The sequence below is a fragment of the Rhodococcus sp. WY5 genome (assembly GCF_018588185.1).
Taxonomy (GTDB): domain Bacteria; phylum Actinomycetota; class Actinomycetes; order Mycobacteriales; family Mycobacteriaceae; genus Rhodococcus_F; species Rhodococcus_F qingshengii.
In genome coordinates this window covers 3,843,653-3,866,095 of the sequence record NZ_JAAMPR010000001.1, presented here as the reverse complement: position 1 = coordinate 3,866,095, position 22,443 = coordinate 3,843,653, and the positions used below count along the sequence as shown (strand labels likewise).

Annotated in this window: 27 protein-coding genes; 13 read left to right on the top strand and 14 right to left on the bottom strand. The window is 63.3% G+C overall.

What is annotated here, in order from left to right; genetic code table 11:
• Positions 1-4: 4 nt before the first annotated feature.
• From nadC to nadA, 3 genes are read right to left on the bottom strand one after another with little or no spacing between them, the layout of a single operon-like run.
• The gene (nadC, locus tag G4D79_RS18105; protein WP_003941805.1) at positions 5-877 is read right to left on the bottom strand and encodes a carboxylating nicotinate-nucleotide diphosphorylase; all 873 of its coding nucleotides are present in this window, start codon (positions 875-877) and stop codon (positions 5-7) included.
• Positions 877-2,448, bottom strand: a complete 1,572-nt coding sequence (locus G4D79_RS18100; RefSeq protein ID WP_099698147.1) for an L-aspartate oxidase — start codon at positions 2,446-2,448, stop codon at positions 877-879. Before G4D79_RS18100 ends, nadC begins: the two co-directional genes overlap by 1 nt.
• Complete coding sequence (gene nadA, locus G4D79_RS18095; RefSeq protein WP_003941702.1) at positions 2,445-3,482, bottom strand: quinolinate synthase NadA; 1,038 nt, start codon at positions 3,480-3,482, stop codon at positions 2,445-2,447. The genes G4D79_RS18100 and nadA overlap by 4 nt, the downstream gene beginning before the upstream one ends.
• 102 nt (positions 3,483-3,584) lie before the next feature.
• Here nadA and G4D79_RS18090 point away from each other — a divergent pair, with 102 nt between their 5' ends.
• Positions 3,585-4,313 carry an NUDIX domain-containing protein gene (locus G4D79_RS18090; protein ID WP_007733069.1) on the top strand — a complete coding sequence of 243 codons (729 nt, stop codon included), beginning with the start codon at positions 3,585-3,587 and terminating at the stop codon, positions 4,311-4,313.
• Between the two features lie 14 nt (positions 4,314-4,327).
• On the opposite strand, the gene G4D79_RS18085 is transcribed toward G4D79_RS18090, so the two are convergent.
• Positions 4,328-4,660: a hypothetical protein gene (locus tag G4D79_RS18085; RefSeq protein WP_003941794.1), complete on the bottom strand. Its 333-nt coding sequence runs from the start codon at positions 4,658-4,660 to the stop codon at positions 4,328-4,330.
• A gap of 109 nt (positions 4,661-4,769) precedes the next feature.
• On the bottom strand, positions 4,770-5,372 hold the full coding sequence (locus G4D79_RS18080) for a TetR/AcrR family transcriptional regulator (protein ID WP_007733070.1): 603 nt from the start codon (positions 5,370-5,372) through the stop codon (positions 4,770-4,772).
• Positions 5,373-5,455: 83 nt separating this feature from the next.
• Between G4D79_RS18080 and G4D79_RS18075 the strand changes: the two genes are divergently transcribed.
• The gene (locus G4D79_RS18075) at positions 5,456-6,286 is read left to right on the top strand and encodes an SDR family oxidoreductase (RefSeq protein WP_007733078.1); all 831 of its coding nucleotides are present in this window, start codon (positions 5,456-5,458) and stop codon (positions 6,284-6,286) included.
• A gap of 11 nt (positions 6,287-6,297) precedes the next feature.
• Here G4D79_RS18075 and G4D79_RS18070 read toward each other — a convergent pair whose 3' ends face one another.
• From G4D79_RS18070 to bioB, 3 genes are read right to left on the bottom strand one after another with little or no spacing between them, the layout of a single operon-like run.
• Positions 6,298-6,888 (bottom strand): DUF2567 domain-containing protein, encoded by a 591-nt coding sequence (locus tag G4D79_RS18070; protein ID WP_099698148.1) that lies wholly within the window; start codon positions 6,886-6,888, stop codon positions 6,298-6,300.
• A gap of 11 nt (positions 6,889-6,899) precedes the next feature.
• A complete protein-coding gene (locus G4D79_RS18065; RefSeq protein ID WP_099698149.1) occupies positions 6,900-7,121 on the bottom strand; it encodes a hypothetical protein in 222 nt (73 codons plus the stop codon).
• Positions 7,118-8,131 (bottom strand): biotin synthase BioB, encoded by a 1,014-nt coding sequence (gene bioB, locus G4D79_RS18060; RefSeq protein WP_024487821.1) that lies wholly within the window; start codon positions 8,129-8,131, stop codon positions 7,118-7,120. The genes G4D79_RS18065 and bioB overlap by 4 nt, the downstream gene beginning before the upstream one ends.
• 175 nt (positions 8,132-8,306) lie before the next feature.
• Here bioB and G4D79_RS18055 point away from each other — a divergent pair, with 175 nt between their 5' ends.
• On the top strand, positions 8,307-8,963 hold the full coding sequence (locus G4D79_RS18055; protein WP_065456606.1) for a TetR/AcrR family transcriptional regulator C-terminal domain-containing protein: 657 nt from the start codon (positions 8,307-8,309) through the stop codon (positions 8,961-8,963).
• On the opposite strand, the gene G4D79_RS18050 is transcribed toward G4D79_RS18055, so the two are convergent.
• Complete coding sequence (locus G4D79_RS18050) at positions 8,949-9,269, bottom strand: AzlD domain-containing protein (RefSeq protein ID WP_099698150.1); 321 nt, start codon at positions 9,267-9,269, stop codon at positions 8,949-8,951. The genes G4D79_RS18055 and G4D79_RS18050 overlap by 15 nt on opposite strands.
• Positions 9,266-9,979: an AzlC family ABC transporter permease gene (locus G4D79_RS18045; RefSeq protein WP_063316277.1), complete on the bottom strand. Its 714-nt coding sequence runs from the start codon at positions 9,977-9,979 to the stop codon at positions 9,266-9,268. The genes G4D79_RS18050 and G4D79_RS18045 overlap by 4 nt, the downstream gene beginning before the upstream one ends.
• Before the next feature lie 64 nt (positions 9,980-10,043).
• Between G4D79_RS18045 and G4D79_RS18040 the strand changes: the two genes are divergently transcribed.
• From G4D79_RS18040 to G4D79_RS18030, 3 genes are all read left to right on the top strand, one after another.
• Positions 10,044-10,616 carry a helix-turn-helix domain-containing protein gene (locus G4D79_RS18040; RefSeq protein ID WP_030537098.1) on the top strand — a complete coding sequence of 191 codons (573 nt, stop codon included), beginning with the start codon at positions 10,044-10,046 and terminating at the stop codon, positions 10,614-10,616.
• Between the two features lie 101 nt (positions 10,617-10,717).
• Positions 10,718-11,131, top strand: coding sequence for a VOC family protein (locus tag G4D79_RS18035; RefSeq protein WP_030537099.1), 414 nt, complete (start codon positions 10,718-10,720; stop codon positions 11,129-11,131).
• Between the two features lie 29 nt (positions 11,132-11,160).
• The gene (locus G4D79_RS18030; RefSeq protein WP_007733101.1) at positions 11,161-11,535 is read left to right on the top strand and encodes a VOC family protein; all 375 of its coding nucleotides are present in this window, start codon (positions 11,161-11,163) and stop codon (positions 11,533-11,535) included.
• 5 nt (positions 11,536-11,540) lie between these two features.
• Here G4D79_RS18030 and G4D79_RS18025 read toward each other — a convergent pair whose 3' ends face one another.
• The gene (locus G4D79_RS18025) at positions 11,541-11,705 is read right to left on the bottom strand and encodes a hypothetical protein (protein WP_180279628.1); all 165 of its coding nucleotides are present in this window, start codon (positions 11,703-11,705) and stop codon (positions 11,541-11,543) included.
• A gap of 288 nt (positions 11,706-11,993) precedes the next feature.
• Here G4D79_RS18025 and G4D79_RS35000 point away from each other — a divergent pair, with 288 nt between their 5' ends.
• From G4D79_RS35000 to G4D79_RS17995, 7 genes are all read left to right on the top strand, one after another.
• Positions 11,994-12,122, top strand: coding sequence for a hypothetical protein (locus tag G4D79_RS35000; protein ID WP_003941742.1), 129 nt, complete (start codon positions 11,994-11,996; stop codon positions 12,120-12,122).
• Entirely contained in the window at positions 12,106-12,621 is a 516-nt protein-coding gene (locus G4D79_RS18020; protein WP_030537101.1) for a tail fiber domain-containing protein, read from the top strand. Before G4D79_RS35000 ends, G4D79_RS18020 begins: the two co-directional genes overlap by 17 nt.
• Before the next feature lie 10 nt (positions 12,622-12,631).
• Positions 12,632-14,602: a helix-turn-helix domain-containing protein gene (locus tag G4D79_RS18015; RefSeq protein ID WP_235867878.1), complete on the top strand. Its 1,971-nt coding sequence runs from the start codon at positions 12,632-12,634 to the stop codon at positions 14,600-14,602.
• Positions 14,603-14,708: 106 nt separating this feature from the next.
• Entirely contained in the window at positions 14,709-16,001 is a 1,293-nt protein-coding gene (locus G4D79_RS18010) for a hydroxymethylglutaryl-CoA reductase, degradative (RefSeq protein WP_050655329.1), read from the top strand.
• Positions 16,002-16,006: 5 nt separating this feature from the next.
• A complete protein-coding gene (locus G4D79_RS18005; protein WP_082845755.1) occupies positions 16,007-16,975 on the top strand; it encodes a hydroxymethylglutaryl-CoA lyase in 969 nt (322 codons plus the stop codon).
• 76 nt (positions 16,976-17,051) lie between these two features.
• Positions 17,052-17,543, top strand: a complete 492-nt coding sequence (locus G4D79_RS18000) for a hypothetical protein (RefSeq protein ID WP_003941716.1) — start codon at positions 17,052-17,054, stop codon at positions 17,541-17,543.
• A complete protein-coding gene (locus G4D79_RS17995) occupies positions 17,540-18,922 on the top strand; it encodes a tripartite tricarboxylate transporter permease (protein ID WP_003941745.1) in 1,383 nt (460 codons plus the stop codon). Before G4D79_RS18000 ends, G4D79_RS17995 begins: the two co-directional genes overlap by 4 nt.
• A gap of 61 nt (positions 18,923-18,983) precedes the next feature.
• Here G4D79_RS17995 and G4D79_RS17990 read toward each other — a convergent pair whose 3' ends face one another.
• The 3 genes from G4D79_RS17990 to G4D79_RS17980 all read right to left on the bottom strand — a co-directional run bounded on the left by G4D79_RS17990 (position 18,984) and on the right by G4D79_RS17980 (position 22,409).
• Positions 18,984-20,396 carry a GGDEF domain-containing protein gene (locus tag G4D79_RS17990; protein WP_231915827.1) on the bottom strand — a complete coding sequence of 471 codons (1,413 nt, stop codon included), beginning with the start codon at positions 20,394-20,396 and terminating at the stop codon, positions 18,984-18,986.
• A 187-nt stretch (positions 20,397-20,583) separates the two neighbouring features.
• On the bottom strand, positions 20,584-21,267 hold the full coding sequence (gene bioD / locus G4D79_RS17985) for a dethiobiotin synthase (protein ID WP_099698152.1): 684 nt from the start codon (positions 21,265-21,267) through the stop codon (positions 20,584-20,586).
• Positions 21,264-22,409 (bottom strand): 8-amino-7-oxononanoate synthase, encoded by a 1,146-nt coding sequence (locus G4D79_RS17980; protein WP_099698153.1) that lies wholly within the window; start codon positions 22,407-22,409, stop codon positions 21,264-21,266. The genes bioD and G4D79_RS17980 overlap by 4 nt, the downstream gene beginning before the upstream one ends.
• Positions 22,410-22,443 lie beyond the last annotated feature (34 nt).

Here is a 22,443-nt window from a genome sequence, read left to right as displayed (position 1 = left end):
ACACCTACATGTCGAGCCCGAGGTCGAGGACCGTCACCGAGTGCGTCAAGGCACCGACAGCGAGGTAGTCGACGCCGGTTCGGGCGTACTCTGCGGCAACGTCGATGGTGAGACCACCGGATGACTCGAGTTTGGTTTCTGGAGCAACAGCGTCTCGGCGCTGGACCGCGATCTGCGTCTGCCACAGCGGGAAGTTGTCCAGCAGAACAAGTTCCACGTTCTCCGCCAGCACCTGATCGAGCTGAGTGAGGTTGTCGACCTCAACTTCGCACTCGATGTCCGGGGCGAGCTCACGGACCGCACGAAGTGCTGCGACCACCGAACCGGCAGCAGCAACATGGTTGTCCTTGATCAACGCCGCGTCGCCCAATCCCATACGGTGGTTGACGCCTCCGCCCACGTGGACTGCATATTTCTGCAGAGAACGCAGTCCGGGCAGCGTCTTTCGGCTGTCCCGCACTTTGGCATGAGTGCCGGCAATGGCGTCGACCCACTGTGATGTCGCCGTGGCGATTCCCGAGAGATGGCAGACGAGGTTGAGCATCGTGCGCTCTGCCGTGAGAAGTCCGCGGGTGGGTGCGACAACGGTGAGCACCGATTGACCTGGCGCAACCCGAGTTCCGTCGGCCACCCGATCAACGACCTCGTAGTTACCCGCGCCGATCACCTCGTCGAGAACAAGCAGTCCGACGTCGATGCCGGCGACAGTACCCGAGGAGCGTGAGACGACCGACGCCTTCGCGACCGCATCGGCGGGAACCGTTGCGGTAGAAGTGATGTCGGGGCCATAGCGCAGATCCTCGTCCAGAGCGAGCCTGACCAATGTGAGCAGCTCGTCACGGTCGAGCGGCGCGGGCAGGATCTTCTGCTCGGTCATCAATGAACTCCTGTCAACAACATGTCGGGTATTTCGAGCGCTCCGTCGGCACCCATCTTGATCCGAGTGCTGCGACGCTGATTCGGATCTGTTTCAGGATAGTCGATGCGGGTATGGCAGCCACGGCTCTCGGTTCGCGCCACGGCCACGTCGACCAATGCAGTCGCGGTCAACGTGAGCGCCGCGTCTTCGAGGTCCGGAGCAGCCACCGCCACTGTCTGTTCGGCGTCGGCAAGCGCGGCTCGCGCAATCTGGAGACCGCCTCCGTCGCGAACCACTGACGCGTGTGCCGTCATGACGGACTGCACGGTCTCTCGCGGCAGGATCGGCATCGGCTTGCGCACCACGTTGACCACTTCGGCATGAACCTCGCGACGCTCGGCAGCTGCGATTCCTGCACGCTCCCCGACTACCAAACCCTCGAGAAGGCTGTTGGACGCAAGACGATTCGCGCCGTGCAATCCCGTGCGAGCCACTTCGCCTGCTGCGTAGAGACCAGGCACTCCCGTTCGTCCATGGACGTCGGTGGCGACTCCGCCGCACGAATAGTGCGCGGCCGGAGCGACCGGAATTAATTGGGTGCGTGGATCGATGCCCGCTTCGAGGCAGGACGCCGTGATGGTCGGGAATCTCGAATCGAAACCGTCGAGCTTGCGAGCGTCGAGATAGACGTGATCAGTGCCGAGAGCGCGTAGGCGTGCTGCGATTGCCCTCGAGACCACGTCACGCGGGGCGAGATCACCCAGCGGATGAACACCTGCGGTGACCGAATCACCGTTGGTGTCGACAAGAATCGCGCCCTCGCCGCGGACCGCCTCACTGATCAGGGGTCGGCGGCCTACCCCGCCCGGAGTGAAGAGCACCGTCGGATGGAACTGAACGAACTCCAGGTCCGCAATCGCCGCACCGGCTTCGAGTGCCAACGCGATTCCGTCGGCAGTCGCTCCGGGCGGATTTGTGCTGCAGGCATACAGCTGACCGAGTCCGCCGGTAGCGAGCAGCACCGCGGGCGCATGGATCACTCCGAGGCCTTCCGGCGAGGAGACGATGAGTCCGCACACCCCACGCCGGTTGGTCACCACCTGGACTGCCGCTGCACCGAACAGAACGGGGAGCCCGGCAGCATTGAGAGCCCGCTGCACTTCCGCGCCAGTGGCGTCGCCGCCGGCATGGATGATCCGACGCGTGCTGTGCCCACCCTCGCGGGTGCGCGACACCTCGCCGTCTCGCCCGCGATCGAAGACCGCTCCCAACGCGGCCAGCGCAGCAACAGCGTCGTGACCAGCTTCGACGATGGAATAGACAGCTTCCTCGTCACACAAACCGACGCCGGCCTCACACGTATCCGAAACGTGCGACTCGACGGAATCGGTATTCAGATCGTCGACGACCGCGATGCCGCCCTGCGCGTACTGAGTCGCGGTGTCCGTCGGACCGCCCTTGCTGACCGTGAGTACTTTCAGTCCCCGCAGAGAAGCGGTGCGCGCAGCGGTGAGGCCCGCGACACCGCCTCCCACGACGACCAGGTCGGCATGAGCCTCCCAGGCGAAACGCCCGGCAGGGCTGGTCACTCGCCGCCGCCCGGATTACCGATCTCGATCATGCGCTGCACCGACTTCTGTGCACGCTTGGCCATCTCGAGATCGACGTGGACCTCGTCCTTGCCCTCGAGAAGGCAGCGAAGCAACGCGGCAGGCGTGATCATCTTCATGTACGGGCACGACGCGCGGTCGTTGACGGCCTGGAAATCGACGTCGGGCGCTGCCTTGCGCAACTGGTGCAGCATCCCGATCTCGGTCGCGACCAGAACCTGCTTGCTCTTGGTGACGCGGGCCGCGTCGAGCATTCCGCCGGTGGAGAGAATCTTGACCTTGTCCGCGGGGACCGCGCCTTCACCGGCGAGGTACAGAGCCGAAGTAGCGCAACCACATTCAGGGTGCACGAACAGCTCGGCGTCCGGGTGCGACTTGGACTTGGCCGTCAGCTCGTCACCGTTGATGCCGGCGTGCACGTGGCACTCACCAGCCCAGATCTGCATGTTGGTACGGCCCGTCACGCGCTTGACGTGAGCTCCCAGGAACTGGTCCGGCAGGAACAGAACCTCGCGGTCGGGATCGATCGAGTTGACCACGTCGACGGCATTGGACGAGGTGCAGCAGATGTCGGTGAGACCCTTCACCTCTGCGGTTGTGTTCACGTACGACACCACCAGCGCGTTCGGGTTGTCGGCCTTCCACTCACGAAGCTGCTCGGCATTGATCGAGTCGGCCAGAGAGCAGCCGGCTCGCTCGTCCGGGATCAGCACGGTCTTGGACGGCGACAGGATCTTCGCGGTCTCGGCCATGAAGTGCACACCGCAGAAGACAATCGTGTCCTCGGGCGCCTCGGCAGCGATTCGCGACAGCGCCAGGGAGTCACCGACATGATCGGCGACGTCCTGAATCGCAGGCAGCTGGTAGTTGTGCGCAAGAATCGTCGCGCCGCGTTCGCGAGCCAGACGTTTGATCTCAGCGGCCCACTCGGGGGTCGCTTCGACTCCGTTGTATCCGCCGGGGCCGTCGTGAATCTGCGAGGCCGATCCCTCCCATAACGTCGTGGTCGTCATGGCGTTCTCCTTCACCGTGAACCCGGGCTCGTCACCCAGTTCAAATCCGGACGGGCTGGCCCGGATTTCCGTATTCGAGGTTTTCGACTTAGGATCGAAAACGTGCCCAATAGTAACACCACCCACGAAGTGCTTGCAGCGGTGTTCCAAGTTCGCACCTTCCCCGCAAGCATCGCCGCAGGTGACGGCGATCACTGCCCGCAAGGTCGTGAAGAGTTGGCCGTGCTGCTGTGGCAGCGTGCACTCAACCCACAGAAGGGCACGTGGTCCCTGCCCGGGGGCACTCTGCGCGACGACGAGGACCTGACGACCTCCGCTCGACGACTCCTCGCCGAGAAGGTCGACCTACGAAAGGTCGCCCACCTCGAACAGCTCTCCGTCTTCAGTGATCCACAGCGCGTGCCGGGTCCGCGCCGCATCGCGTCGACCTTCCTCGGACTCGTTCCCCTCAGCGCCGACCCACAACTGCCACCGGACACAGCCTGGCACCCCGTTTCGAAGTTGCCGGAGATGTCGTTCGACCACGGAACCGTCGTACGGCACGCGCGCAATCGACTTGCCGCGAAACTCTCGTACACCAACATCGCATTCGGGCTGGCCCCGGAAGAGTTCGCGATGTCGACACTGCGCGAAATCTACTGCGCTGCCCTCGGTTACCAGGTCGATGCCACCAACTTGCAACGCGTGCTGGGGCGTCGAGGCGTTCTGACTCCCACCGGCAACACCGCACCGTCCGGCAAGTCGGGTGGACGTCCACCCGCCCTGTACCGTTTCACCGACTCCACCTTGCGGGTCACCGACGAATTCGCCGCACTACGGCCGCCAAGCTGACACCGATCGCACTGTCAGGCAACAGCTTCGAGACTTCCGCGCTGCAACCACACCGAGGTCACGGCGCCGGCCGGATCGATGACCCGGTTGATTACACCGAACCGAGTCGTCACCCGATCGAGAATCCGATCGGCCTGCCAACGATCCGTCGGATCGGCGACAATCGCAAAGAAGCGATGGGCAGGTTTTCCCGCCATGACGCGAACCAATTCGGTGACCGTCCGGGCCGTGACTGCCACGCTCCAACCAGCGTCGAGAAACTCGGCGGCCGTGCGCGCACCGTGCTCGAATCCGATGTCCGTGACAAGTACAACTCCCCTGTTGGGGGCGATCTCTGAAACACTCATTGCCGAACCTCCACTCGGAATCAAACTTCTTGACTCCTATGTAAGTCCGCAATCTTGTGCTTCCCTTGTGCTGGTTCTGTGAGAACTCTGGGGAATTGCGCGCCCCACCTCAGACTGCCCTGGAAAGGCCCGCCCAGAAGACCGTCGAGGCCGCGTTCACCACCTCGCCCACCGGCACGTCGCCCAACATTCCGCCCGCAGCAAGCGTCGCGACGCCGTGGAACGTCGCAAAGGCAACCAGCGCAATACTTTCCGGATCACCGGCGGCAATGTCACCGGCGGCCTGAGCTTCCGAAACGAGCCGGACGGTCAGGTCCATCGTCGCGTGCCCCGCGTTGACGACAGTTTCGGCGGCGCCCGGCGCATGCTTGTTGCTGTACATCAGAGAGAGCAGGCCCGGATGCTCCAGCGCAAAATCCACGTAGGCATTGGCGAGCGAGGAGAACCGGGCCCTCGCGGTCGGTGGAGCATCCGCGACTGCCCGCTCGAGCGCACCGGTCATCCGATGGAATCCACTTTCGGCCAAGGCATCGAGCAAAGCCTGGCGATCACGAAAGTGCTTGCCCGGAGCCGCGTGGCTCACGCCCGCCTCACGCGCGAGTTGCCTCAGCGACAACTTGTCGACGCCATCTCGTTCGAGTGTTGCTTCGGCCGACGCCAGGAGTTCCTGTCGCAGGCTGCCGTGATGATACGGCTGTTCGTGGGCGGGCATGGTGGCACCATATCAAAATGTTGTCATTGACAACTATGGTGTCAGTGCCTACATTTGGGATCACCCGAACCGAAGGAGCCACCATGGCCATCGACGTAGCCGGAACCACCGTCCTCATCACCGGAGCCAGCGCTGGGCTCGGAGTGGAATTCGCTCATCGCTTTGCCGCTCGCGGCGCAAACCTGGTTCTGGTCGCCAGGCGGGCCGACCGCCTCGAGGCACTCGCCACCGAACTCCGTGGCGCCCACGGCATCATCGTGACAGTCCTGCCCGCCGACCTGGCCGCACCCGGCGTCGGTGCATCGCTGCACCAGGAGCTGACAAACCGTGGCATCACCGTCGACTCGCTGATCAACAACGCCGGATTCGGAACACACGGGGCATTCGTGGACGAAGATCTCGAGCGCGTCACGTCCGAGATTCAGCTCAACATCGCCACGCTGGTCGAGCTGACACACACATTCCTGCCCGACCTTCTCACCGGCCGCGGAGCACTGGTCAACATCGCCAGCACAGCGTCGTTCCAGCCGACACCGGGCATGGCCGTCTACGGCGCGTCCAAGGCGTTCGTACTCAACTTCACCGAAGCACTCTGGGCCGAAGCTCGCGGCAGCGGATTGACTGTATTGGCGGTGTGCCCCGGTCCGACGCGCACCGAGTTCTTCGACGTAGTCGGCTCCGAAGACGCGGCGGTCGGGCGAATGCAGACGGCAACTCAGGTGGTGGACACCGCTTTCCGAGCACTGGATCGACGCTACGCGCCGCCGACCGTCGTATCGGGACTGCCGAACTGGGTGTCCTCGATCAGCACTCGCTTCGCAACCCGCCGGTTGGGCGCGCTGATTTCCGGGCGACTGTTGGGTGACGTGCGAATGAAAGCCGAAACCAAGCGCTCGTCGACGTCTGCGGCGTAGCGACGCAACAGTTACGGAAGTTTCGGCTGGCTCTCGACTTCGGCCTGTTCGGTGTCGGTGGCCGGATCCCCAGATTCCGGATCCCCGGATTCCGGGTGGTCCCCCACCCCGAGGTCGTCGTACGGATTGAGCACTGCAAGAACCAATGTCACGACGCACGCCGCGAGCGGCTGAAACAGAAGCACGAGCAAAGTTCCGACGTTCGGGGCCCGCGCAATGATCTCCCCGACCGCCGGATTGTCGGCCGTGGGGAAACGCAGTTTTGTCACGCCCGAACCCACGAGTGCCATCAGTCCGGTACCTGCCACTGAACCGACTATCAACCCGCCCAGGGCATAAGGACCTCGACTCAGGCGTGCCAACCAGGCCGCCACCGCCGACAGCACACCGACGATCAGTGCCAGCCAGATGAACACGGCGCTCGCGTCGAACGGATGAAGGCTCTCACCCGTCAACGCGACGCCGCGCCCCTCGGACACCACCAACAGGTGCTCGGCCGGAGCCAAGAACGCCCACAGCACACCGACGAGCACGCTCACGCCCGCAATGGTTGCGGCGATCACGATCGCGGTGCGCAGACGAATCTGCCGAAGAGAGATCACACAGAGTGACGCTACCTGCGGGCGACGTCGATCGAGTCGACGACACCGTGTCGGGAGCATTTCGCCCACCATCCGTCAGGGCTGACCTGAACGATCATGCGGCGCCCGCACTGCTCGCAGAAGCGAGGAGGCTCGAGCCCCATCGACGCCGCAGTCGGCGTCGGATCGTCGACGCCGTCGACGATCCGACGCCCGGTGAACGGGTTGTACCGCTCGGTCACCGGAGTGCTCACAGAGTGTCGTTCAGTGCTTTGATCGGCATCTGCAGATCCACCAACAAATCCAGATCCTTCTCGGCGGGACGTCCGAGGGTCGTCAGATAGTTGCCGACGATCACGGCGTTGATTCCGCCGAGGATGCCCTGCTTGGCACCCAGGTCGCCGAGAGTGATCTCGCGTCCACCCGCGAAGCGCAGGATCGTGCGAGGCAGCGCGAGACGGAATGCCGCCACGGACTTGAGCGCCTCGCTGGCGGGCAGCACGTCCAGATCACCGAACGGGGTGCCCGGACGCGGGTTGAGGAAGTTGAGCGGGACCTCGTCCGGCTCCAGTTCAGCCAGGTTGGCCGCGAATTCTGCGCGCTGCTCCAGCGATTCACCCATGCCGAGGATTCCGCCGCAGCACACTTCCATGCCTGCTTCGCGAACCATCCGAAGCGTGTTCCACCGCTCTTCCCACGAGTGCGTGGTCACGACGTTCGGGAAATGCGACTTCGAAGTTTCCAAGTTGTGGTTGTACCGGTGCACACCCATGGCGGCCAGTTGGTCGACCTGCTCCTGGGTGAGCATGCCGAGCGAGCAGGCGATCTGGATGTCGACCTCGTTGCGGATCGCCTCGATGCCTGCGGCAACCTGAGCGAGCAACCGGGCGTCGGGTCCGCGGACGGCGGCCACGATGCAGAACTCGGTAGCGCCCGACTTCGCAGTCTGCTTGGCAGCTTCCACCAAGCTCGGGATGTCCAACCACGCCGCGCGAACCGGCGACTGGAAGAGTCCGGACTGCGAGCAGAAATGGCAGTCCTCAGGGCAGCCGCCCGTCTTCAGGCTGATGATGCCCTCGACCTCGACCTCCGGTCCACACCACTTCATACGCACATCGTGGGCGAGAGCCAGCAGGTCTTCGAGCCTGTCGTCGTCGAGTCGGAGTACGTCGAGCACCTGGCTTTCGGTCAGGCCAACTCCTCTTTCGAGAACTTGCTCGCGCGCCTGGTCGAGGATGTCGACCGTCGCAGGGGCCGTGCTAATCGGGGGCGGGGTCACAGACGTCTCCTTCGAAACCAACAAAATTGAACACCGTACAAGTTGAACGGTGTTCACGTTAGAGACGTGGTGGAATACTGTCAAAGGCGGGTCCGATCGACATCCGATCGACATCCGATTGCGAGCGGTCCACAGCGGGACGAAACGAGGGGAACAACAAGTGCAGTTGCGACGGGGCGACGTGCTGGACGGCGCCATGGCGATACTCGACGAGTTCGGACTTGCCGACCTCACGATGCGCAGGCTCGCAACCTCACTAGGTGTCCAACCCGGCGCCCTCTACTGGCACTTCCCGAACAAACAGACCTTGCTGGGCGCGGTCGTCGACAAGATCCTCGAAGACCTCGACGCCCCCGTCGACGCAGACACGTGGCAAGAAGCGTATTCCGAACTGGCACACAGACTTCGGTCTGCCCTACTGGCGCACCGCGACGGCGCCGAGTTGGTCAGCGCCACCTTCGCCTCGCGGATGACGAACAGCAAGGTGCGCGAGCATTTCGTACAAGCCGGGCAAGAATCCGGTCTCTCACGCGAGCACGCCCAACTCGCGGCGTACGCCCTGCTGTATTACGTACTCGGCCATACCGTGGACGAGCAGTCCCGAGCGCAGATGGAAGAAATGGGGGCACTGACCCGAGCGCCCATTTCCCCCGACTCCCCCGAGGTGATCGGCGGCGGTTCCGACGAGGACCTCCTCGACGGCGATCCGACAGTGCGCTTCCAGTTCGGCCTGGACCTGTTCATCGACGGCATCCGCACTCGCCTGAATTCGACCACACATTCAACGCGCACCGAATCGGCTCTACGACACTCCTGACAGTCGGAGTACTGCAGTAGTGCCGGCCGCGACAATCACCACGACCACCAACGGCGCCTTGAACCAGGCGCAGATGCCTCCGGCCACCACGCCGAGCATCCGCGCCGGCCCCGCAACGTCATGCCCGGTGAAGACCGTCGATGTCACAACCACTGCGAGCAGCAGGACCACGACAGCACGATCGAGGGTTTTCTCGGCAAAAACCGAAAGCTTCACCCGAGCGCGGAGCAGAATGCCACTTGCCCGCAAAGCGTAAGAACCGCAAGCGAACACGACGATACCGATCCAGACCGACGCGGTATTCATCGAACCTTCTCCCGGAACGGTATCGTCACCGCGATACTCAGCAGCGCAACGAGCGGAGCGGTACCCGACGGCAGGAACGGCGACGTGGCCACCGCGACTGCTGCACCGATCAGGGCGGCAAGCAGCGTCACCTTTTCCTTCAGCGCAGGCAAGACAAGGGCCAGAATGACAACCGGAAACGCGGCATCCAATCCCAACGCGCCGGGGTCTCGGACGACTCTGCCGAGCAGTCCGCCCAGGAGAGCTCCGATCGGCCACGACACCGCGATCCCGATCCCACAGAACCAGAAGGCCGCACGCTTCTGCTTCACCGAGCCCTGCGCCATGGCAACCGCGACGCTTTCGTCGTTGACCAGGTGCGCGCCGACCAACTTGCGCCAGCCCGAGCCCCTGCGCCAGCCTGAATCCGTGTGGCGAGCCTCGCCGAGAAAAGATCCCGCTGCCAATCCGTAGGCGAAGTTTCGGGAGTTGATCAGCAAGCCGGCTACAACTGCAGCGACGGCGCCGCCTCCGGCCGCGATGATTCCGATGAACAAGAACTCCGAAGACGCTCCCAGAACGAGTACAGCCAACGCCAAAAGCTGCCACAACGAGAATCCAGCCGATCCCGCCGTCACACCGTAGGACACACCGACGATGGCCACGGAGAGACAGATCAGCACGCTCACCCGAACCGTGTCTCGATCAACTGTTCGCCATAAAGAACGCATGTATTCTATGTTGAACGAAGTGACACCGTTCGTCAAGTAGAACGATCGATCGGAGAATCGAACGATGCCCAGTAATGAAACGGATACAGCGGAGACTCCTCAGAAACTGGTCGCCGTCGCACTCAAACGCGAACGTGCCCGAGCAGGCTTGAGCCTTTCGGAGGTCGCCCGGCGCGCCGATATCGCCAAGTCCACACTCTCCCAACTCGAATCCGGACTCGGAAATCCGAGCCTCGAAACACTGTGGGCACTCGGAAACGCATTGGGCGTGCCGTTCTCACAACTCGTCGACTCTCAGGCACAGACCGTTCAGTTGATTCGAGCCGGAGAAGGTCCCGCGATTGCGTCGGCAAACGCGTCGTACATCGCGACACTCTTGGCGCCGAGCCCACCGAACGCACGACGCGATCTGTATCGGATAGTCGCCGAACCGGGCGAGCCGCGTATTTCGACTCCGCATGCACGCGGCACCACCGAACACGTCGTGATCGGCACCGGACGGGCGGAGGTCGGGCCCACTGCAAATCCGATCGAACTCGGACCGGGCGATTATCTTGCTTATCCCGGCGACGAGGAGCACATCTTTCGGGCGCTCGAGCCCGGGACGACAGCGATCTTGGTGTCGGAACACACCTGAGCCGCGATGAGTTTCGCCGCTGCGGGAAGTCTGTATCTGGGAGGTGATGTGGCCAGAGCCTCGATTGCCGAAGACAGTAACGACCGACAGCAGGAGGACCCATGTCCGGATCCAGCATCAGCAGCATTTTGCTCTCGAGCACCGACCCCGAACGCTTGCGCGACTGGTACGCCGAGGCGTTCGCCCCGAAGGTCGACCGGACTCCCGGCGAACCCGGCTACGACGTGCTCGACTTCAACGGTTTCTACGTGATGCTCGACAGACGCGACGACGTCGGCGAGACCAACCCCCAGCCGGGTCGCATGTTCCTCAACGTCGAAACCGACGACGCCCGGTCGATCGCACAGCGCATCGATGCGCTCGGCGGAAAATGGCACGCTCCACTCGAAGACCGCGGGGGCAGTTTGTTCGCCACTGCGATCGACCCCGACGGAAACTACGTTCAGATCATCGAGTTCAGCGAGGAAGCCAGGGCCGAGATGGAATCCGGAATGACGGATTCCCAAACCACCTAGTCCGGCAACCGCTGGGAACGGAGATAGTCATGCTTACAGACACGAAAGCATTCAGCGGATTTTCGGTGACAGACATCGACTCTGCAAAGAAGTTCTACGGCGAAACACTCGGGTTGAAGGTAACCGACGGAGACATGGGACTGATTCGCCTACATCTTGCCGGCGGAACCGAGATCCTCGTTTATCCGAAGCCGAATCACGAAGCGGCGACCTACACAATTCTCAACTTCGTCGTCGACGACATCGACACAACCGTCGACCAACTGACCGCACGTGGCGTGGAGTTTCTCAAATACGACGGATTCCCCCAGGATGAGCGAGGCATCATGCGTGGCAACGGCCCCGACATCGCGTGGTTCACCGATCCCGCCGGCAATGTTCTGTCGGTGATCAAGGAGTCCTGACGCGCTTAACCGCTGAACAGCCGCGACTGCCGCTGTTCAGCGGTGTCGGTGTTGGAGCGTTCTGCTGCCGCAGTTTCACGCTCGGCAGCCAGTTGCTCGGCGCTTTTTGCGTCGACAACGGGCTCCGACGCGCTGAGGTCGGAAAACAAGCCACTGCTCGATTCGTTCACATGCCACCCTTTTGCCTGGTCATCGTTGCCGCGCGCAGATAAACCTGCGTTAGAGATCGGTCGATGGCTACTCAATTACTGCCGCTCGTACGGCGCCGACAAGACGCCGATGACTCAGCAGTTCTTCACCCAGTGTTGCACGCCTGTGTTTTCCACGAGAAATTCGGTCCAGACGGGTTGTCATCGCCCGCACGGCGGAGCAATGTGAAAGATGAGCGCGGAGCAGGTCGGCAGCACTTTCGTCGGACACCTGGCCCCTCAATTCACCGCACAATTTTTGGAGGAATCATGTTGGGAATTGCTTTGGGCCTCGGCAGCGCCGCTGTCGGAATCGGCCTCGGACTGCTCGGCGCAGGAGCGGGAATTCTGCTGAGCGACAAGACCGTCAAAACCGCACGACGTGAACTCACCGCCTGACGAGGGCGAGCGCACTGAATTTTTGGGCACTCGGGTCGGTATTCGGGTGAACGCCGCGATGCGACACCCCGCGCAGTGGGTGTTCGCACGGGCCGCGCATCGACGTGGCGTGCATACCGGCGTAGATGTTCCGACGAGCGCGCAGGACGTGCTCGACCGGTTGACGGCACTCCGAATAAGTACGTGGAGTTACGGATTCGACCACAAGTCGGTCCGTCACCTGGGTCCGATGGCGCAAGACTTTGCGGCGATTTTCGGCTTGGGATCCAACGCCCGCCGGATCTCCGCCGTCGACGCGAACGGCGTCTGCATGGCGAGCATCCAAGCGTTGAACCGCAAAATCAGTGCCCTCGAGACAGAAGTCAGCGCGCTCGAGAAGGACGTGAACAGACTGAGACGGGAAACGGGAGACACGAGCACGACTCGGAATGCATTGGAAACAAACAACAATCACATATCCACACCGCTCGACGAATTCGGTGGATCCACCGGTCTGTAGTTTGTTCGGTGTGACCGCCCCTGATTCAGACTCCGACTCAGCGCCCAACGTGATTGCCGCGCTGTTCGACGTGACGTCCGATGCAGTCGGCGACGAACATGTCGAACAGGTACTTGCCGAATTCGGCTTTGGCGCAACGGAGGTCGCGGAGACCGCGGCCCGCATCCGGGCCAGTCGGTCGGAATTTCGGCGACTTCGCCGTCGCGAGAACGAATTGGCGGTTCTCTATTCGAGTGCACGTGAGCTCGCGCAGGTTCGCGACGTGGACACACTGCTGCAGAGGCTGGTCAACCGCGCACACGACATCATGGGCACCGACGTCACGTACCTGTCCGAGTTCGACGTGATCACTCGTGACCTGAATGTTCGAAAGACGGCCGGCGCGGTCTCGCCGGAACTCCAGCATCTGCAAGTTCCTGCCGGCGCGGGACTGGTCAGCGCGATTGCCGAATCTCGAGCAGCCCAATGGGTTCAGAACTACAGCGACTACACGCAGTCGCGCCATGACGAAGTGGTCGATGCCGCGATCGTCGCCGAGGGTCTGGTGGCGATTCTCGGCGTGCCGATGCTCTCCGACGGCCAGATCCTCGGAGTCCTGTTTGCCGCCGACCGCCGGGAACGGCGTTTTACCGCAGATCAGATCGCCCTGCTCTCGGCGCTGGCTGATCACGCCTCGGTGGTCCTGCAAACCGCGCGGGCACTCGACCGCGCCGAGGAATCCGCTGCCGAGACCGGGCGAGCACTCGACGAGCTGCGCGAACACGTGTCCGCGCGGGACAAATCGAACATCGTCCACCAGGATCTGATCCACGCCGTTCTCCGCGGCGGCGGATACGCCCAGGTTGCACGAACTCTCAGCAGCTCTCTCGAGCGCAGCACCGTCGTCGTCGACAGTGAGCTACGCCCACTCGTGAAATCCTCTGGCGAGCAGATCACGACGGTGCCGATGTCTCTTCCTCCCGCCGTGTCCGAGGCCATCGACCAGAGTCGCCGAAGCGGCCGATGCACGTTCGTCGCCGACAGTGAGACCGTGATCCAACTCGTCAGCGCCGTAACCGCCGGAGAATCGTTCCTCGGGGCCATCTTGCTGAATCATTCGGACGCGCCGATCGGCCCCGTCGAACTCCGGACCGTGGAACGGGCAGCTCAGGTCACTGCCATCCTCGTGTTGCAACACTCGGCGGCGGCGGCAGCGGACCGGCGTGCACGTGACGAACTGGTCGCCGACTTGCTGAGCACTGCGCCCGAGCGCAGGCGCGATCTCGAACGTAGGACCCGAAACCTCGGCATCTCCCTCGGCGAACTGGACACCGTCCTCGTGGTGTCGGTCGCTCCGGAACTCCGCACCGCCGCGCTCCGCGCAATCGGGCAGTCTCTGCCGGTAGCGGGGTTGGCGGCGCAGCATGCCGGATTGATCGCGGTGGTCTCGCGCTCGGGAAACCCGGCAGCCGCGGCGACGGTCATTCACCGTCAGATCACCGGTTCGGTAGGACCGCACGCAGTAGTCATTGCGCCGGCGACGGCGGAACGCCCCGAAGAGCTCCCGGCGCGCTTCACCTCGGCGCTGCGCACGGCCCGCCTACTGTCGGCGTTGGGCAAGACCGACGGCGCGGTCACGACGGCGTCATATCTGCCGTACACCGTTCTGTTCGGCGAAAATCCGGAATCACTTCATCAGTTCATCGACGAAGTAATCGGCCCGGTACTCGCGTACGACCGCGACAAGGACACCGATCTCACCGCGACCCTTCGGGCTCTGGTCCGCAACGACGGCAGCCCGACCAAGGCTGCCCGCGCACTCAACTACCACCCCAACACCGTCGTTCAGCGTCTCGACCGCATCCGCACGCTCCTCGGTCACTCGTGGCGTGAAGACGAGAACTTCTTTCGCGTGTCCATGGCGACGAGGCTCGACGAACTTCGAGAAGTGGGACCCGAAGAGGGTGGAAGCGACATCAACGACAGCGGCGATGGTGCATGACACTACAATTTCGACCAATGGATGTGTTGTGGGCACGTGGTCTGGCAGGCATCAACCTCCCTACTGTGAAGCGGAGCACAGAACCACTTCAGGAGGACGACCCCCCGTGTCATCAACCAGCAGCCGATCAACCAACAGCCGCATCGCCGATTTCCGGTCCTACGACGTCGCCGCACGGCGCGCCGAGATCGTTCGCCAGACCGACCTGACCGAAGCAGACATCGCGGTCTACGACGCTGCCGACGGCCTCACCATCGATCAGGCCGATCGCATGGTCGAGAACGTCCTCGGCGTCATCGGCATCCCGGTCGGCGTGGCCACCAACTTCACGATCAACGGCACGGACTACCTGATCCCCCTCGCCACCGAGGAGCCGTCGGTGGTCGCCGCCGCGAGTAACGCTGCTCGCATCGCACGCGGACTCGGGGGCTTTCACGTCTCGAGCACGCAGCCGATCATGCAAGCCCAGATTCAACTCGTCGACGTCGTGGATCCGGCAGCTGCCCGCATCCGACTCCTCGAGGCACGTGAAGAAATCATTGCACTCGCCAACGAGCAGGACCCGAAGCTGGTCAGCGTCGGGGGTGGCGTGAAGGACATTTCGGTTCGCATCGTGTCCTCGGACAAGGCCGCCTACGTCGTCCTCCACCTTCATGTCGACGTACGAGATGCGATGGGCGCCAACGCCGTCAACACGATGGCCGAGGCAATCGCGGATCGAGTCGCCGAGATCGGCGGCGGACACGTCGTCCTGCGCATCCTCACCAACAAGGCCGATCTGCGGCTGACACGCGTTCGCGCCGTGTTCGACGCCGAATTGATCGGCGGCGCAGAGGTTGTGGACAACCTAATCCATGCCGCACGCTTGGCGGAGCTGGATCCCTACCGCGCCGCGACGCACAACAAGGGCATCATGAACGGCATCAGCGCCGTGGTGCTGGCGACCGGAAATGACACGCGCGCAGTCGAAGCCGGGTGCCACTCCCATGCAGTCAACGCCGACGGGATCTACTCGTCGCTCTCGCATTTCGAGAAGAATGCCGACGGAAACATCGTCGGCACCCTCGAGCTACCCATGCCGGTCGGCCTCGTCGGCGGGGCCACCAAAGTGCACCCCGTAGCGCAGGCCGCAATCAAGATGCTCGGCGTCGAGAGCGCCGAGGAACTCGCCGGCATCATTCTGGCAGTCGGCCTGGCGCAGAACCTGGCTGCTGTCCGCGTTCTGGCCAGTGAGGGTGTCCAGCGCGGACACATGGGGCTGCACGCCCGCAACATCGCTGCCACCGCCGGAGCGCAGAAGAGCGAGATCGACGCCGTGGTGGCACGCCTGATCGCGGACAAGAGCATTCGCGTCGAGCATGCCGAGAAGGTTCTCGCCGAGATCCGCGGCGGAAACTGACGACAATGACCGAAACAGTTGCAGGATCACCGGTGTGGAAGCCGGCGCCTCATCGAGTGCCGGCGCCGGGGCTGCCGACCTCGGTCCGGATCTACGAAGTCGGGCCACGCGACGGACTTCAAGCGGAAACAGCGGTGATCCCGACCGAGACGAAAGCCCAGTTCATCGAACGCCTGGTCGCGGCCGGCTCCCGCACTGTCGAATTGACGAGTTTCGTCTCACCTCGATGGATCCCGCAACTTGCGGACGCGGAAGAATTGATGGGTCGGCTGCACCTGCCGGACTCGGTACGTACGGTCGTTCTTGTCCCGAACCGCAAGGGTCTCGAGCGGGCCGTCGCCGCCGGAGCAAGCGAGGTTGCAGTATTCGTCAGCGCCACAAAGGAATTCGCGAAACGCAACCTCAATTCCACGGTGGACGGCGCGATCGCCGCGGCTGCCGAGGTCACTACGGCCGCCCGAGCCCTGGGACTTCCCGTCCGCGGCTACATCTCCATGTGCTTCGGCGACCCCTGGGAAGGCTCCGTGCCCGTCGAGCGTGTCGCCGACATCGCAAAGACCCTGATCGACAGCGGTGTCACGTCACTCTCACTCGGCGACACCATCGGCGTCGGCACACCTGGCCATGTGCTCGCTTTGCTCGGCGCCCTCCGAGAACGTGGCATCCCCATATCGCAGATCGCCATGCACTTTCACGACACCTACGGCCAGGCGCTGTCGAACGTCTATGCGTCGTTGACCGCTGGGGTATCCGAATTCGACAGTTCCGCAGGTGGTCTCGGACGGTGCCCATATGCCAAGGGCGCGACCGGAAATCTCGCCACCGAGGATCTGGTGTGGATGCTCCACGGCCTCGGGATCGACACCGGCATCGACCTGGATTCGCTCACCGATACAAGCAGCTGGATGGCCGAACAGATCGGCCACTCGAGCCCGTCCCGAGTTGTCACCGCCCTCCGCGCAGCACGCACCTGACACCCGCAACGCAAGCCCCTCATCTCGCAAGCCCCTCCCTGTACGACCCCGCCATGCATGACACTGGAGAAGACTGATGTCACCACCGCAGCCGGCAACGACGCCGACCACCACGACCGAGCCGACCGAGCAGCAGACATACCTCGAAGTCTGGGGTGACACCGTCAACGGTCGACACCTCGCGATCTCCGTTGCAGTCGGCAGTGTCGTCGGCGCCTCGGCCCTTCTCGCGGCCCAGGCACTGTTCGAACGGGTCGTCAGCGAACCGTCGTTGGCCCAGGCGTACAGCCTTCTGGTCGGCATCGCGGCCTGCCTGCTCGCCGGCGTGGTCTGCGGAATCTTCATCAAGCCGAAGCGGATAGTCGCCTTGGCCGCCGCCGACGCGGAGTCGATCGACGGTGTCATCACGACGATGAGTGAACAGCGCCAGGGTCTGGGCACTCTCGCCGACATTCCGGAGCAGAGCCGACAGGAACTTCGCGAGCTGGGTCTGTACGACCACTTCGCCGCTGCCGAGGCCGAGCACGCACGGGTCTCGAACACACCGAAGGACGGTGGGCGCGCATGAGTTCGGTTCTGACCAACGAAATTCTGATTGCCGTTCTCTTCGGCATCATCGGTGCGGTCGCGTTCACGTTCATCGGATTGATCTCCGGCACGGACGAGACCGCCACGATCGCACCGCTGACTCTGCTCGTGATTCTGCTCGGCGCTCCCCCGGCGGCGGTCTTCACGTTCTTCCTCTCCGGTGCGATCGCCAAACACATGACTCACGCGGTGCCGACGATGCTGCTGGGCATTCCCGGCGACACGATGGCGATTCCACTCTTGCCGGAAGCGCAGATGATGCGCTCACTCGGCATCCCGCACATCGCACTCCGCAAGGCGATCTCGGGAGCAGTGATCTCGGCGTTCGTCGCTGTGCCGGTTGCCGTTTTGTTCGCGACCATCCTCGCGCCGTTCGCGGACACCGTTCAGTCGATAGCACCGTGGCTGTTCCTGGTCGCCGCCATCGGCATCGCCTACGCCTCACCAGGCCGCTGGGCCGGGGTTGTCGCCCTCGTTCCCTTCGTCATCTTGATCCTCGGCGCCCGCGCGTTGACGTCGAATTACGATGTGTCGCTGAACATCAGCTACTTCCTTGCGATCGCAGTCGGGCCGCTGATCGCGGACCTCGCACTGACCTTGGGCCCGTCTAGCCGTAAGGACATGGAACGCAGTGAACCCAAAACCGTTGCATTGGCCCCGGACATCAAAGGATGGAAGGGATACTTCCCCAATCCTCTGAAGGTCCTCGATCGCAAGCAGATCGGTTACACCGCCGCCGCTTCCACGGTGTCGAGCGCAACCTTCGTCTTCAGCCCGGTCGCCATGACTGTTCTGATGGGTGAGCTGGTAGGTGCGCGGATCAAGAACGGCTATCACCGACTGACCACAATGGTCTCGGCGAAGAACGGTACGACGGAATCCACCTACATCGCGGAAACCCTCATCCCACTCGTCGCTTTCGGCCTTCCGCTCAGCCCGCTCGCGGCAGGCCCCGCAGCCCCTCTGTTCAACGCTCCACCGGTGTTCGAGACCAATCAGGAAACCGGAGTGATCAACAATCTCTCCACGTACCTGACGCAGTGGGAGTTCCTGCTCTACGGACTGCTCGCAGTGGTCACGGCAACGGTCATCGCATACCCGTTTGCCATGAACTACGCGTACCGCGCTGCGTCAGCGGTGGTCAAGCACATCAGTCACGAAGCTGTGATCGCGGTGTTCACGGGACTCGTCGTCGTCATCAGCATCTGGGAGGGCGGCATCCTCGGGCTTCTGATCACCGTGACGGTCGGCCTGGTCGGTGGTCTTCTCGGGCGCCTGTTCAAGATTCACGGCGGAGTTCTGTTCATGGGTTACTACGTAGCGCTGTTCAGTGTTCCTGCGCTGATCAATCTGTTCTGAATCGGTCGACTCCACCACCACGTGCGGACCCGCAACAAACTGCGGGTCCGCACGTATTTCTTCAGCTACCGACCGTGAGCGCCACGGTTCGATTGCGGTCCAACTTCTTCGCTCGATACAACGCCTCGTCAGCGCAATCGACCAATTGCGTCAGGTCTGCGTCGCCGTGGGGTGAACACGCGACGCCGATGCTGACCGTCGGCCCGAATTCACCCAATACTGCCGACGAATTCTCCGCTTGCGCGCGTCGAATCATCTCGGCTGTTTCGGTCGCACCCTCGAGATCGACGCCGGCCATCAGTACGACGAACTCCTCGCCGCCCAATCGGGCGAAGAGATGCTTGTCATCGAGGTGCCGCCGCACCTGATCGGCAAAACTCACCAACGCCGTATCGCCGGCACGATGACCGAGGTTGTCGTTCACCATCTTGAAGTGATCCAGATCCATCATCAGGACGCTGACCGGACGTCCAGAGTGGCGACGCGGATCGGTCGCACCCGTCACGCTGCCGCCTCGCCGCAAGAATTCGTCCCGGCGCAACGCACCGGTGAGATCGTCGTGGGTGACGGCCTGGGTGAGTGCCTCGAGCGCGCGGCGACGCTCGAGGATCACGCAGGCCACCGCGATCGGCGCTACCGCCAGCAGCGACAATCCGATCTGGACCGACGCGCTGACCGGCGAGACGCCCTCGCTGGACAATCCGAGATGGCCGTCGGCCGTCAGTACCAACGTCCAGGCAGTTGACACAGCGGTGAGCACCGACGTGACAAATACATTGGTGAGCAAGGCTGCAGTCACCAGCGCCGGCATGGCAAACGCGATCGCTCCGGCACCGCCTATCACCCACTCCAAGATGATGCAGACGGCCAGCAGCGCCGTCGGAACGACTGATCGACGCACAAGCGTGGCAACAGCTTTCGGTTCTCGATCCACTCGTCGAAGCGAAGGGAATGTCAGCACCAAGGGGACGATGGTCATGTAGTTGACGAACTCACTCGAGAACCAGAGCAACCAGCCGTCCCACCACTGCCCGCCGAACAGCACGCGGTTCGCGATTCCGCCCACGAGCGCCGCCATCGACGCGGCGGCGACAGTCATCGACACGAGATAGCCGACGGACTGAATACTGGTCAGTCGACGGTCCTCACTGTCGACCCAGCGAAAGGCGTAGAAGCCGCTCGCAACCCCGACGATGTTGGCCGCGTTGAGCCACACCGTGGACTCCCATGCCCCACCGGTGATCAGGTCGGCTCCGACATAACCGACTACGACGCAGATCCAGGTGAGCAGTGTGGCGGAACGCGGCGACCGAAAGAGGATCCCGAGTAGCAGCGCGTTGGCCGGCCAGAAGACTGCAAGCGTGCCCGGCAGACGGCTCAGAATTCCGACCAGGCACGAGACGAAGACGACTACGCCGATAAGCAGTGCGCGACGTACGGCCGATGACGACAACGACTTTTCGACCGTGCTCACCACCTACATTCGACTGACCTACTCACAATTCGACAACCACTGTCGGTGACCAAGGCGCCCCGGATGCAGGGTCGCCGCAAGACACCCGTCGAAATATACCGACCGGAATCGTACGCGAGGGACGTCGAAACCCAAGGCGCCCCACTGTGCCTTGGCTATCGATGCGGACAAATCGGATGTTACGTCGTCAGTTGGTCAAATGAAGTTCACCGAGCGTGATCGAAGCGGTGCGAGCAAACTCTCGGACACTCGCGCCCCCACTTCCGGCAGGCATTACCCCGAGAAGGGGAACACCGCTGACCGAAACCAGATCCTCGCGATTGCATCTCTCGGCGAGGTCCGGTTCCTGCGGCCACGAACCGATCACCAACCCGGCGCAGTCCACGCCGGATGCACGTAGGGCTTCCACGGTCAGTGCCGTGTGATTGAGCGTGCCCAGGCCGGACGCAACCACCAGCACCACTGGCGCTGCCAGAGCCGCGGCAAGATCGCGAGCGGTGAACCCGTCGACGCCCAAGCGGACCAGCAAGCCGCCGGCGCCTTCGATCAGGGTCAGGTCGTGGGTGGTGTCCAGGTCGGAGGCGACCCGAACCACGTCGTCGAGCGCCAACAACGGGAGACCACTTCGACGGGCAGCAGTATCCGGCGCCAAAGGTTCGGGATACCGCGCCAACTCGACCAGCGTCACGCCGCCGCCGGTCAGACGCTCGATCTCGGCCAGATCACCCGCACCGTCCACGTCGACGCCGGTCTGGGCCGGTTTGAGCACCGCAACCGACTTTCCCGACTGCAAGGCCACCGATGCCAATGCGGCTGTCACCACTGTTTTTCCGACGTCGGTCGACGTTCCGGTCACCAGGAAAATGCTCATGCTCGGGCTCCGGCCAATACCTCGCGAAGTACGAGAGCGATCTGTTCCATCTCGGAAGGAGACAGCGTCGCTCGTGCAGTCAGACGCAGCCGTGACGTTCCTTCCGGAACCGACGGCGGGCGGAAGCAACCGACATGCAACCCCTGGTCCCGGCACGCGGACGCGGCATCGAACGCCCGCTGCGGATCACCGAGAACGACTGAGACGACAGCAGATTCAGGCGACGGAGCACCGGTGACGTCCGCCAGCTCGGATGCCCGGGCCAGGACGTCGAGCGCTCGCGTCGGCTCACGCTGGAGTACTGCGAGTGCAGCCCTGGCTGCGCCCACGGCGGCCGGTGCGAGACCGGTGTCGAAGATGAACGTTCTTGCCGCGTCGATGAGATGCGCGCGGATCTTGTTGTCACCGAGCACGACTCCGCCCTGGCTGGCGAGCGACTTGGACAGTGTTGCCGTCACGACGACGTCGGGTTCACCGGCCAGGCCCGACTCGTGGACGAGTCCACGTCCACCGGCACCGCGCACACCGATGCCATGCGCCTCGTCGACCAACAGGATCGCCCCGAACTCGCGGCACACCTGATGCATCTCCCGCAGCGGCGCGAGGTCTCCGTCGGCGCTGAAGACCGAATCCGTGACGACCAGCGCTCGCTCTTCCACTCTGCTGCGCAACGTGTCGGCGAGAAAGCTCACGTCCGAATGCGGAGCTACCGCGACCCGGGCACGTGACAGGCGGCAGGCATCCACGAGTGAGGCATGCGATCCCGCATCGGAGACGATCAACGATCCGGGACCCGAGAGCGCCGTCACCGCGCCGAGGTTGGCTGTATAGCCGGAAGAGAAGACCAGTCCGGAGTCCGCCCCGACGAACTCGGACAGTTCGACTTCGAGCAGTTCGTGTTCGGTGGTGGTGCCGGTGACCAGACGCGAACCCGTGGCGCCCGCGCCCCAACGGCGCAGAGCCGCCGTTGCACCCTCGATCACGTCGGGGTGCCGCACGAGTCCGAGGTAATCGTTCGACGCCAGGTCGATCAACGGGGAGTCGACCGTGCGAGGACGGAGTTCGCGGCGCAGTCCAGCGGCCCTACGGTCCGCTTCGACGGCAGTGAGCCAATTCAGCGAGGTGTTCACTTTTCCGACCATACTTGAACACCGTTCAACTCAATGGTTAGGGTGC